This window comes from Micromonospora sp. NPDC023633, assembly GCF_040640035.1.
Lineage (GTDB): Bacteria > Actinomycetota > Actinomycetes > Mycobacteriales > Micromonosporaceae > Micromonospora.
On sequence record NZ_JBFABB010000165.1, the window covers coordinates 1 to 12,212 of the forward strand.

At 71.3% G+C, this 12,212-nt stretch carries 10 protein-coding genes; 2 read left to right on the plus strand and 8 right to left on the minus strand.

The features are described 5' to 3' along the window. From AB0G13_RS31215 to AB0G13_RS31240, 6 genes are all read right to left on the minus strand, one after another. Positions 1-637, minus strand: a 637-nt coding sequence (locus AB0G13_RS31215) for a hypothetical protein (RefSeq protein ID WP_357882162.1), incomplete at its 3' end; no start/stop codon positions are given. 49 nt (positions 638-686) lie between these two features. Then, a complete protein-coding gene (locus AB0G13_RS31220; protein WP_357882165.1) occupies positions 687-1,703 on the minus strand; it encodes a branched-chain amino acid ABC transporter permease in 1,017 nt (338 codons plus the stop codon). After that, a complete protein-coding gene (locus AB0G13_RS31225) occupies positions 1,700-2,581 on the minus strand; it encodes a branched-chain amino acid ABC transporter permease (RefSeq protein WP_357882168.1) in 882 nt (293 codons plus the stop codon). Before AB0G13_RS31225 ends, AB0G13_RS31220 begins: the two co-directional genes overlap by 4 nt. A 7-nt stretch (positions 2,582-2,588) precedes the next feature. After that, positions 2,589-3,848 carry an ABC transporter substrate-binding protein gene (locus AB0G13_RS31230; RefSeq protein ID WP_357882172.1) on the minus strand — a complete coding sequence of 420 codons (1,260 nt, stop codon included), beginning with the start codon at positions 3,846-3,848 and terminating at the stop codon, positions 2,589-2,591. 40 nt (positions 3,849-3,888) lie between these two features. Next, positions 3,889-4,581: an ABC transporter ATP-binding protein gene (locus AB0G13_RS31235; RefSeq protein WP_357882175.1), complete on the minus strand. Its 693-nt coding sequence runs from the start codon at positions 4,579-4,581 to the stop codon at positions 3,889-3,891. Continuing rightward, a complete protein-coding gene (locus AB0G13_RS31240) occupies positions 4,568-5,329 on the minus strand; it encodes an ABC transporter ATP-binding protein (RefSeq protein WP_357882178.1) in 762 nt (253 codons plus the stop codon). Before AB0G13_RS31240 ends, AB0G13_RS31235 begins: the two co-directional genes overlap by 14 nt. A gap of 309 nt (positions 5,330-5,638) precedes the next feature. Here AB0G13_RS31240 and AB0G13_RS31245 point away from each other — a divergent pair, with 309 nt between their 5' ends. Next, positions 5,639-6,499, plus strand: a complete 861-nt coding sequence (locus tag AB0G13_RS31245; RefSeq protein WP_357882181.1) for an SPFH domain-containing protein — start codon at positions 5,639-5,641, stop codon at positions 6,497-6,499. 40 nt (positions 6,500-6,539) lie between these two features. Here AB0G13_RS31245 and AB0G13_RS31250 read toward each other — a convergent pair whose 3' ends face one another. Together AB0G13_RS31250 and dnaE are read right to left on the minus strand one after the other, a co-directional pair. Beyond that, entirely contained in the window at positions 6,540-7,577 is a 1,038-nt protein-coding gene (locus AB0G13_RS31250; protein ID WP_357882183.1) for an aminotransferase class V-fold PLP-dependent enzyme, read from the minus strand. Between the two features lie 235 nt (positions 7,578-7,812). Further along, positions 7,813-11,343: a DNA polymerase III subunit alpha gene (dnaE, locus tag AB0G13_RS31255; RefSeq protein WP_357882186.1), complete on the minus strand. Its 3,531-nt coding sequence runs from the start codon at positions 11,341-11,343 to the stop codon at positions 7,813-7,815. Positions 11,344-11,579: 236 nt separating this feature from the next. Here dnaE and AB0G13_RS31260 point away from each other — a divergent pair, with 236 nt between their 5' ends. Then, a complete protein-coding gene (locus AB0G13_RS31260; protein WP_357882189.1) occupies positions 11,580-12,143 on the plus strand; it encodes an RNA polymerase sigma factor in 564 nt (187 codons plus the stop codon). Positions 12,144-12,212: the final 69 nt, after the last annotated feature.

Consider the following 12,212-nt stretch of genomic DNA (forward strand, 5'->3'; position numbering starts at 1 on the left):
CCCCGACCACTACGCCCAGTGGGAGCAGCAGGCCGCCGACCTCGTCGCCGAGCACTGGAACAACTGACCCGACTACCACAGACTTTCCACCACAAGGGGGATCGCTGGCCGGCACCCGAACCCGGGGTGCCGGCCAGCGGCGCGGCGCAGGCGGCGACGGCGGCGGGCAGCGTGGACAGCCGGGTCGCCGGTGCACCGAGCGGCTCGATCCAGCCCGGGCCGGCCCGTACACCCGGATCGCCGGGAGATCGCGGGCGAAGCGCGCCAGGCGGTACGCGCGCCCGGTGACCGGCGTCTGGGCCCAGAGCACGACGATGCGCGGGCGCACGCGACGGGCGGCGCTGGCGAGCGCCGTCCACGGCAGCGCCGGCCCGAGCAGCAGGCTGCCCCGCGACCGCAACGCGGCGGCCAGCGCGTGCAGGCCGAGACAGTGCGTCTCCTGCTCGGCCCCGGCCAGCAGCACGCCGCCGGTGGGCAGCGGACGGCCCGGTACGCGCCGGAACACGTCCAGGCCGACGCGGACGCCCTCGGCGAGGGCGTGCTCGACGGCGACCTCGATGGCGGTGTGCCCGGGCAGCGCGGCCAGCATCGGCACGCAGACCTGCAGCACCAGACGTACCCCCGGGTAGACGTTCACTACCCGGGGGTACGTCGGGAGGGCCGCGGGTGGATGCGCCCGGGCGCAACTACCGGCGGCGGCCCGCCGTCCAGCGCGTCGCCAGGGCCGCGGCGCTGCCCCAGATGCCACGCCGGAACACCAGCACGACGAGGACGAAGATGCCGCCGGTGACCAGGCCGATCGCCTCGAACCCGGAGAACGACAGCCAGTCCTCCAGGCGGACCAGGATGGCCGCGCCGAGCACCCCGCCCCAGAGCGTGCCGATGCCGCCGAGCACCACCACGATGACCGCCTTGCCGGAGGTGGTCCAGTGCAGCACGTCGAGCGAGACGAAGCGGTGGCCGACGGCGAACAGCCCGCCGCCGAGCCCGGCGATGAAGCCCGACAGCACGAACGCGGTCAGCTTGTAGCGGTGCACCGGGTAGCCGAGCGCGCGGGCGCGGGCCGGGTTGTCGCGGATGCCGACCAGCACCCGCCCGAAGGGCGAGTGCACGATCCGCCAGGCGGCGGCCAGCCCGAGCAGCACGATCGGCAGGATCGCGTAGTAGAAGTAGTAGTCGTCGGTCAGGTCCAGCCCGAACAGCTCGCGGGGCACGCCCTGCAGGCCGTTCTCGCCGCGGGTGACCGAGCGCCACTCGTTGGCCACGTAGTAGACCATCTGCGCGAACGCCAGGGTGACCATGGCGAAGTAGATGCCCGTCCGCTTCACCGCCAGGTAGCCGATCGGCACCGCGAGCACGGCCGCGGCGAGCGCCCCGGCCAGCACGGCCGCCGGGAACGGCAGGCCGAGGTGGATGGCCGTCAACCCGGTGACGTACGCGGAGGCGCCCCAGAACGCGGCGTGCCCGAAGGACATCAGCCCGGTGAAGCCGAGCAGCAGGTCCACGGCGACGGCGAACAGCGCCCAGCAGAGGATGTCCACCGCCACCGCCGGGTAGAGCCCGTTGGGCAGCCAGAACGCCACCAGCAGCCCGACGGCGAGCAGCGCGTACCGGACCCAGCCGGGGGCCCGGGTCACGGCGACCAGCCCGGATCTCGGCGCCGGGCGACCGGCGTCGGTCGCGGTGTCGACGGTGCTCGTCATGCCGGTGCCTCCTCACGGCCGAACAGCCCGGCCGGGCGCCAGAGCAGCACGACGGCCATCACGATGAAGACGATCGTCTGCGACACGATCGGGAAGTCGGACAGGTACGCCTCGCCCCACGCCTGCACGAGGCCGATGCCGAAGCCGGCGGCGACGGAGCCGAAGATCGAGCCCAGCCCGCCGATCACCACCACCGCGAAGACCACGATGATCAGGTCGGCGCCCATCAGCGGGTTCACGGCCCGCATCGGCGCGGCCAGCACCCCGGCGAGCCCGGCGAGGCCGATGCCGAAGCCGAAGACCGGGGTGACCCAGCGCCCGACGTCGATGCCGAACGCCCGGGTCAGCTCGGGGCGCTCGGTCGACGCCCGGACCACCATGCCGATCCGGGTGCGGGTGAGCACCCACCAGACGCCGACGCAGACGGCGACCGCGAAGCCGAGGATGAAGACCCGGTAGGTGGGGAAGTCGAAGAGTCCGAAGTCGACCGACCCGTTCAGCGCGGACGGGGTCTCGTAGGGGCTGGACTGCACGCCGTAGCGGAGCTTCACCAGGTCCTGGAGGATGAGCGTCAGGCCGAAGGTGAGCAGGAAGTTGTAGAGCGGGTCGAGCCGCGTGAGCCGGTGGATGAAGGCCCGCTCCAGTGCCATGCCGACCAGGGCCAGCCCCACCGGCATGATCACCAACGCCGCCCAGAACGGCACGCCCGCCTCGGTGAGCAGCACGTACGCGCCGAAGGCGCCCAGCATGTAGAACGCCCCGTGGGCGAAGTTGACCACCCGCAGCATGCCGAAGATGACCGCGAGCCCGAGGGCGAGCAGGGCGTAGAACGCCCCGCTCACCAGCCCGTTGAACGTGTTCTGCAAGAAGCCGGTCATGCCCTGGTCACATCTTGCAGTCCGCCGACGGGGCGCGGAACGCCTCGGCGGCGGGGATGGTCTTGAGGACCTTGACGTAGTCCCACGGCTCGGAGACCTCGGACTGGGGCTTCACCTGGGCCAGGTACGCGTCGTGGATCACCCGGTGGTCCTCGGCGCGGATCTTGCCGTTGCGCAGGAAGACGTCGTTGACCTCCTTGCCCTCCAGTTCCTTGACCACCGTGTCGGCGTCGTCCGTGCCGGCGGCCTGCGCGGCCTCCAGGTACTGGCTGGCGGCGGAGTAGTTGGCCGCGTGCGCGAAGGACGGCCGGGTGCCGGTCTCCTTCTGGAACCGATCGGCGAACTCGCGGTTCTGCTGGTCGAAGTTCCAGTACCAGGCGTCGGTGTAGGTGGTGCCGGCCAGCGCCGCCGGGGTGAGCGAGTGGATGTCGGTGATGAACATCAGGCCGACCGCCAGCCCGACGCCCTTCTCCCGCAGCTTGAACTCGTTGTACTGCTTGACCACGTTGACCAGCTCCGCGCCGGCCTGCATGGTGCCGAGCACCTGCGGCTTCGGGTTGAGCGTCGGCGCCTTGAGCAGGAAGGTGGAGAAGTCGCCGCTGGTGTTCGGGAAAGGCGCCCCATCCTTGCCGACGACCTGTCCGCCGGCGGCGGTGATGGCGGTGGAGAAGCTCTTCTCCATGTCCTGGCCGAAGGCGTAGTTCGGGTAGAGGATGTACCAGTTCTTCCCGACCTGCTCCGTGGTGGTCTTCCCGGTGCCGTTGGCCAGCATGTAGGTGTCGTACGCGTAGTGGAACGTGTACTTGTTGCAGCTCTTGCCGGTCAGGTCGGTGGTCGCGGCGCCGATGTTGAAGTAGAGCTTCTTCTTCTCCTTCGCCACGTCGGCGACCCGCAGCGCCGCCGAGGAGGTCGGCACGTCGAGGATCAGGTCGACGCCCTGGCGGTCGTACATCTCCTGGGCCTTGGTGTTGGCGATGTCGGGCTTGTTCTGGTGGTCGGCGGTCTCCACGGTGATGTCCTTCGTCACCGCCTTGTCGCCGTGCTTGGCCTTGAAGTCGGCGATCGCCATCTCCACGGCCTTGACCGAGTTCTTGCCGGACAGCTCCGAGTACGCGCCGGACTGGTCGTTCAGCACGCCCAGCACGATCTTGTCGCCGGTCAGCTTCTGGTCCCCGCCCGCCTGGGGACCACCCCCGCCGCAGCCCGCGACCAGCACCATCGCCGCCGCCGAAGCGGCGGCCACACCCACCGTCCTACGCATGCCCATCCCTCCACCCCGCGCGCCGCGCGGGTCGTCGAATCGGAATTCAGATGCCGAGGTACGACAGCAGCTCCCGCTCCCGGGAGCGCACCTCGGAGTTGTCCATCGCCTCCACGACGCGTCCCTCGGCCAGCAGGTAGTGCCGGTCGGCGACGCCGGTGGCGAAGTGCAGGTTCTGTTCGACCAGCAGCACGGTCACCCCGTGCCGCTTGGCCTCGCGCAGGAGGTCGCCGACCTGCTGCACGAGCAGCGGCGAGAGCCCTTCGGTCGGTTCGTCGCAGAGCAGCAGCCGGGCGCCCATCCGCAGCACCCGGGCCAGCGCGAGCATCTGCTGCTCGCCGCCGGAGAGCATGGTGGCCGCCGAGTCGCGCCGCTGGTGCAGGGCGGGGAACGCCTCGTACACGCGCTCCAGCGGCCACGGGTCGGGGCCGACGGTCGGCGGCAGGGTGAGGTTCTCCGTCACGCTCAGCGTGGCGTAGCTGCCCCGGTCGTCGGGGACCCAGCCGAGCCCCAGCCGCGCCCGCCGGTACGCGGACAGCCTCCCGACGTCCCGTCCGGCCAGCTCGATCCTGCCGCGCTGGCCGGCGTGCAGGCCCATCACGCAGCGCAGCAGGGTGGACTTGCCGGCGCCGTTGCGCCCGACGAGGGTGACCACCTCGCCGGCGGAGACGTCCAGGCTGACCTCCCGCAGCACCTGCGCCTCGCCGTACCAGGCGGAGAGGTTCTCAATGCGCAGCATCAGCGGCTCCCAGGTAGGCGGTGATCACGCGCTCGTCGGCGCGCACCTGCTCGTACGGGCCCTCGACGAGGACCTTGCCGGCCTGTAGGACGGTGACGGTGTCGGCGAGCCGCCCGACGACGCTCATGTTGTGCTCGACCATCACCACGGTCCGGCCCTGCCGCACGCGCGAGACCAGCTCGACGGTGCGGTCGACGTCCTCCAGGCCCATCCCGGCGGTCGGCTCGTCGAGCAGCAGCACCTTCGGGTCCAGGGCGAGGGCGATGGCCAGCTCCAGCGCCCGCTTGCGCCCGTACGCCAGCGCCTCAGCGGGGGCCTCGGAGAGCTCGGCCAGCCCGACCATGTCGAGCAGTTCGCCGGCCCGGCCGGTGTAGCGGCGCATCAGCTTCGCCGAGCGCCAGAACCGCCAGCCCAACCCGCTCGGGCTCTGCAACGCCAGCTCGACGTGCTCCCGCGCGCAGAGCTGCGGGAAGAGGCTGGTGATCTGGAACGACCGGGCCACGCCGAGCCGGGCCACCCGCTCCGGGGGCAGCCCGGTGACGTCGCGGCCGGCCAGCTCGATCCGCCCACCGCTGGGCCGCAGGAACCCGGTGAGCAGGTTGAACAGGGTGGTCTTCCCGGCGCCGTTCGGGCCGACCAGCGCATGGACGGTGTCCGGCGCGATGTCGAGGTCGACCCCGTCGACCGCCCGGAAACCCCGGAAGTCACGGGTCAGCCCACGGGCCGACAGGAGCGCTTGCCCGGCCATCGCCTACTCCTCCGCAGGTCCGGCGACGACCGGATCGGTGACCGCGGTCACATGGCCGTCGCGTGCTGGAAACCTACGGCCGCGCTGAATGTCGAACTATGTCGATGGGCACCACATTCCGGGACGCTCAGGGGTGCGCGAACTCCACTCGCCGCCCCGCCGCCCCGCCCGACGGCATCGACGGAGATGACTGTCGAGCCGACCCGTACCACGTCCATGTGGGCGCCCCACGGGCGCGCCCCACCTGCGCTCCGCCTTGACCGGTGCCCCTAGGGTGATGGCCCCCTCCCGCGAAAGGTGCCGAGCGAAATGCCCTTCGGCTTCACTGTTGCGATCATCTTCGCCGTCGGCCTGGCGATCTCCGGCCTGCTCGTGCTCGCCGCCTCGAACACGTCGACGAAGCGGACCGCCACCCTGGCGGCGCTCGCCTGCCTCGTCGGCGCGGTCGTGTTCACCGTCGGCTCCAGCGCCCACTCCGTGCCGATCCGCTCGGTCGGCATCGTCACCAGCTTCGGCAAGCCGACGGGCAAGGTCACCGGCTCCGGCCTGAAGTGGGTCGCCCCGTGGCAGAAGGTCGGCGAGTGGGACGCCGGCCGGCAGAAGTACGACCACATCGGCGGCGAGCACTGCGTGCGGGTCCGCACCGGCACGCTCGCCGACGCCTGCGTCGAGGTGCTCGTCGAGTGGCAGGTCAAGCCCGAGAACGCGCCGAAGCAGTTCATGGACTACAAGGGCGACTTCGACAGCTTCCGGGGCCAGCGGGTGGGCGTCCAGCTCGACAGCGCCGTCAACGACGCCTTCGCCACGTACAACCCGCTGGAGAAGATCGACTCGAACACCGGCAGCCTGAACGTGGACCTGAAGCCCTTCGCAGAGAGCATCAAGACCAGCGCGGAGACGCGGCTCTCCAGCGACGTCGACATCCTGTCCGTGACGATCACCCGGGTCAACCACGACGACAAGACCGAGGGCAACATCAAGGCGTTCCAGGACAAGCTCGCCCAGACCCGCAACCTGGAGCAGGACCGGAAGAACGCCGCCATCCAGAAGCAGATCACCGAAACGAACGCGAAGGTCGACAAGGTGTCGCGGTGCCTGGAGATCGCCGAGCGCAACGGCAGCAACCCCGGGCTCTGCATCAACCCCGGGATCATCACCGGCACCAAGTGACGGCCGGCCGGCGCTGACCCCGCCCCGGACGCGCCCCGGTTCAGCCGGTGAGCGCGTCCAGGGCGAGGTCGACGTCGTCCTCCGTGGAGTAGACGTGGAAGGATGCCCGGACCCGGCCGGCGCGGACCGCCGCCCGGACCCCGGCTCGCTCCAGCCGCTCCGCCGCGCCGGGCACCTCCACCGTGACGATCGCGCTCTCCCCCGCCGGCCGGCCCAGCCCGGCGAGGAACCGGTTGGCCAGGGCGACGTCGTGCGCGTACACGGCCGGCACGCCGATCTCGGCGACCAGTTCCAGGGCGGGGGCCGTGCCGACCCAGCTGAACCAGGCCGGCGAGATGTCGAACCGGCGGGCGTCGGCGGCCAGGCGCAGCGGCGGGCCGTAGTAGGAGGCGTGCGGGTCGTCCCCCGCGTACCAGCCGGCGGCGTCGGGGCGCAGCCGCTCGCGCAGCGCGGGCGCGAGGTAGGCGAACGCGGAGCCACGGGGGGCCATCAGCCACTTGTACGCCCCGACCACGACCACGTCGGCGAGGCTCCCGTCGAACGGCAGCCAGCCGCACGCCTGGGTGGCGTCGACCGCGACGAGCGCGCCGTGCGCCCGGGCCGCCGCGACCACGTCGGCGTACGCGGCCACCGCGCCGTCGGCCGACTGCACCAGGCTGAACGCGACCAGGTCGGTGTCGGCGTCGATCGCGTCGACGAGCCCGGCCAGCGGCACGGTGCGCACCCGGACGCCCCGCTCGGCCTGCACCAGCCACGGGAAGAGATTGGAGGTGAACTCGACCTCCGGCACCACGACGGTCGCGCCGGCGGGCAGGGCGGCGGCGACCGGGGCCAGCAACTGAGAGACCGTGCTGCCGACCGCGACGTCGGCGGCCGGCACCCCGACCAGACCGGCGAAGGCCGCCCGCGACCGCTCGGTGGCCCGGCCCCAGCCCTCCCACGAGGTGCGCCCGGCCCGCCAGTCGGCCAGCGCCTCCTGCACCGCGTCCCACGCCGGATCGGGCGGGAGCCCGTAGCTGGCGGTGTTCAGCCAACCCGGCTGCGGCTGCCACAACTTCTGCGCCTGTGCGATCTCCACCCCGCCGACGCTAGCCACCCGCGCCCCGTACCGGGACGGCCAATCCCGCGCTCGCGGCCTCGGCGGTGCGTTCAGGCCGCCGCGCGCAGGGCGAGCAGGCCTCGCAGCAGCCAGACCGCCGGCCCTCAGGAAGGCCGCGGGACCGCCGGGGCGGGAGCGCAGGTACGCGTCCGTTCCGTCCGCGGACGCGGCACCGCGGCACCGCGGCGTCAGCTGACGCTGCGGTGCCGCGGCGTCAGCTGACGTTGGCGGGGCCGAGGACGCTCTTCAGGTCACCCATCAGCGCGGTGGTGGCCGCCACCCGGAACGGGCCCAGCCGCAGGGTGGTGGTCCGGCCGCCGTTGAGCAGCTTGACGTGCACCTCGGTGTCGCCCGGGTGCAGCACCAGGGTCTCCTTGAGCCGTTCCACCAGCGGCGGGGTGCACCGGTGCACCGGGATGGTCAGGGTGATCGGCTTGTTCGCCGGGTTGCTGCTGACGTCCGGCATGGACATGTCCATCGCCATGATCCGGGGGGTGTCGTCGCGCCGGTCCACCCGCCCCTTGACCACCACGATGGCGTCCTCGGCGATGTACTGCCCGATCACCTCGTAGGTGTTGGGGAAGAAGAGGGTCTCCACGCCGCCGGCGAGGTCCTCCAGGGTGGCCGACGCCCAGGCGCGGCCCTGCTTGGTGACCCGCCGCTGCACCCCGGAGAGGATGCCGGCGAGGGTGACCACGGCCCCGTCCGGGACGGTGCCCTCCTCAGACAGCGCGGCGATGGTGCAGTCCGCCGCCGCGCCGAGGACGTGCTCCAGGCCGAAGAGCGGGTGGTCGGAGACGTAGAGGCCGAGCATCTCGCGTTCGAAGGCGAGCTTGTCGCGCTTGTCCCACTCCCCGTCGCCGATCACCGGCATCACCGTGGTGCTGTTGGTGTCCGCGTCGCCGAAGCCGGCGCCGAAGAGGTCGTACTGGCCGACGGCCTCCTTGCGCTTGACGTCGGCGTACGCGTCGATCGCCTCCGCGTGCACCGTGAGCAGCGCCTTGCGGGAGTGCTTGAGCGAGTCGAACGCCCCGGCCTTGATCAGCGATTCGATGGTCTTCTTGTTGCAGACCACGGCGTCGACCTTGGACAGGAAGTCGTAGAAGTCGGCGTACTCGCCCTTCTCCTCCCGGCAGCGCATGATCGCGGCGACGACGTTGGCGCCGACGTTGCGCACCGCGCCGAGGCCGAACCGGATCTCCTTGCCGACGGGGGTGAACGGCCCGGCGGAGGTGTTCACGTCCGGGGGCAGCACCTGGATGCGCATCCGGCGGCACTCCGAGAGGTAGAGCGCCATCTTGTCCTTGTCGTCGCCGACGGAGGTGAGCAGCGCCGCCATGTACTCGGCCGGGTAGTGCGCCTTCAGGTACGCGGTCCAGTACGACACCAGGCCGTACGCCGCCGAGTGCGCCTTGTTGAAGGCGTACCCGGCGAACGGGACCAGCACGTCCCAGACCTTCTGGATCGCCTCGTCCGAGTAGCCCCGTTCCCGGCAACCGTCCCGGAACGGGATGAACTCCTTGTCGAGGATCTCCTTCTTCTTCTTGCCCATCGCCCGGCGCAGCAGGTCGGCCTGGCCGAGGGTGTAGCCGGCGAGGATCTGCGCGGCGCGCTGCACCTGCTCCTGGTAGACGATCAGGCCGTAGGTGGGGGCGAGGATCTCCCGCAGCGGCTCCTCCAGCTCCGGGTGGATCGGGGTGATCTCCTGGAGGCCGTTCTTGCGCAGCGCGTAGTTGGTGTGCGAGTCCACGCCCATCGGGCCGGGTCGGTACAGGGCGAGGACGGCGGAGATGTCCTCGAAGTTGTCCGGCTTCATCATCCGCAGCAGGGAGCGCATCGGCCCGCCGTCGAGCTGGAACACGCCCAGGGTGTCGCCCCGGGCTAGCAGCTCGTACGCGGCCCTGTCGTCCAGCGGCAACCCCAGCAGGTCCAGCTCCTTGCCGTGGTTGAGCTGGATGTTCTTCACCGCGTCGTCGATGATGGTCAGGTTGCGCAGGCCGAGGAAGTCCATCTTCAACAGCCCGAGCGACTCGCACGTCGGGTAGTCGAACTGGGTGATGATGACCCCGTCGGAGTCCCGGCGCATCAGCGGGATGTGGTCGATGATCGGCTCGGCGGACATGATGACGCCGGCGGCGTGCACGCCGGTCTGCCGGATCAGCCCCTCGATGCCCCGGGCGGTGTCGATGACCTTCTTGACGTCCGACTCGGCCTCGTACATGCCCCGGAGTTCGCCGGCCTCGGCGTAGCGGGGGTGCTTGGGGTCGAAGATCCCCTCCAGCGGGATGTCCTTGCCCATCACCGCCGGGGGCATCGCCTTGGTGATCCGGTCGCCGACCGCGTACGGGTAGCCGAGCACCCGGGCCGAGTCCTTGATCGCGGCCTTCGCCTTGATCGTGCCGAAGGTGGCGATCTGGGCGACCTTGTCCTCGCCCCACTTGTCGGTGACGTACTTGATGACCTCGCCGCGCCGGCGCTCGTCGAAGTCGATGTCGACATCGGGCATCGAGACGCGCTCGGGGTTGAGGAAGCGCTCGAAGATCAGCCCGTGCTGGATGGGGTCCAGGTCGGTGATGCCCAGCGCGTACGCCACGAGCGAGCCGGCGGCCGAGCCGCGGCCGGGGCCCACCGCGATGCCCTGGTTCTTGGCCCACTGGATGAAGTCGGCGACCACGAGGAAGTACGACGGGAAGCCCATCTGGATGATGACGCCCAGCTCGTACTCGGCCTGCCTGACGTGCCCTTCCGGGATGCCGCCGGGGTAGCGGCGGGCCAGCCCGGCGAAGGTCTCCTTGCGGAACCAGGACTCCTCGGTCTCCCCCTCCGGCACGGGGAAGCGCGGCATCAGGTTGTGGAACTCGAACATCCCGGCGGGATCGACCTTCTCGGCCACCAGCAGGGTGTTGCGGCAGCCCTCCAGCCAGAGGTCGGAGTTGTCGACGGCGCGCATCTCGTCGGCGGACTTGATGTAGTAGCCGCTGCCGTCGAACCTGAAGCGGTTCGGGTCGGCGACGTTCGCCGCCGTCTGCACGCAGAGCAGCACGTCGTGCGCCTCGGCCTGGGACTCGTGCGTGTAGTGCGAGTCGTTGGTGACCACGGGCGGGATGTCCAGCTTGCGGGAGATGTCGTGCAGCTCCTGGCGGACCCGGCGCTCGATGCTGATGCCGTGGTCCATGATCTCCAGGAAGTAGTTCTCCTTGCCGAAGATCTCCTGGTACCGCGCTGCGGCCTTGAGCGCCTCGTCGTACTGGCCCAGGCGCAGCCGGGTCTGCACCTCACCGGAGGGACAGCCGGTGGTGGCCATCAACCCCGCGGAGTTCTCGGCGAGCAGCTCCGCGTCCATCCGCGGCCACTTGACGAAGAACCCCTCGGTGAACGACCGGCTGGTGAGCTTGAAGAGGTTGTGCAGGCCGGTCTTGTTCTTCGCCCAGATGGTCATGTGGGTGTAGCCGCCGCTGCCGGAGACGTCGTCGCTCTTCTGCTCCGGCCGGCCCCAGCGCACCCGCTGCTTGTGGAACCGCGACTCGGGCGCCACGTACGCCTCGATGCCGAGGATCGGGGTGACGCCGGCGGCCATCGCCTGCTTGTAGAAGTCGTTCGCGCCGTGCATGTTGCCGTGGTCGGTCATCGCCACCGCCGGCATGCCCTGCCGTTTGACCTCGGCGAAGAGGTCCTTCAGCCGGGCCGCCCCGTCGAGCATCGAGTACTCCGTGTGCACGTGCAGATGCGCGAACGAATCGCCCATGCGTGGCGCCCCCCGGGTCTGATCATGGGTTGGTCGAAGCTCGGACGGCCTACCCTATCGCCGCCGCCAGAGGCCCCTGAAGATGCCGCGCCCGGCGGAGGGGCCGGAGTGGCCGGGGTCTCTGCGACCGCCCCGGCGACGGCTTCCGACAGTCGGTTCCCGGACTCGTGGCGACCCCTCGGGCGGTGCCGGCCGTAGCCTGGGCGGACGGTATCCGGCGAGCATTGGACGACCTGATGCCCCTCCCGGACGGTGTCGAGGATCTGGCCGGATCGGCGGCGCGCGGCGACCCCGCGGCGCTCGACGCGCTGCTGGTCGCGGTCCGCCCGGAGGTGCTGCGCCTCTGCGCCCGCCTGCTGCCCCACCGGGAGGACGCCGAGGAGGCGTGCCAGGACGCGCTGCTCGCGCTGGCCCGGGGCATCGGCCGGTTCGAGGGCCGGTCGTCCTTCCACACCTGGCTGTACCGGCTGACGGCCAACCGGGCCCGCTCGACGTACCGGGTGCTGCGCCGGCGCTGGCGGGTGGAGGCCGGCGGCGTGCCGCTGCCGGACCCGGTGGACCCGCGCCGCACGAGCGTGGTCGCCGGCACCCGGCTGGACCTGCTCGACGCGCTCGACGCGCTCCGCCCCGAATTCGCCGAGGCCGTGGCCCTGCGCGACGTCCTCGGGCTGGGCTACCGGGAGATCGCCGACCTGCTCGGCCTGCCGGATGGCACCGTCAAGTCGCGGATCCACGAGGCCCGCCGGCAGCTGCGGCACCGGCTGTCCGGGCAGCCGGCCGCCGGCGAGGGACGGCGGTGACCGTGGCGGACCGTGGGCCAGCCCGACCACCTCGGGCGGGCGTTGCGTCGGCCGCAGCCTGGCCACCGC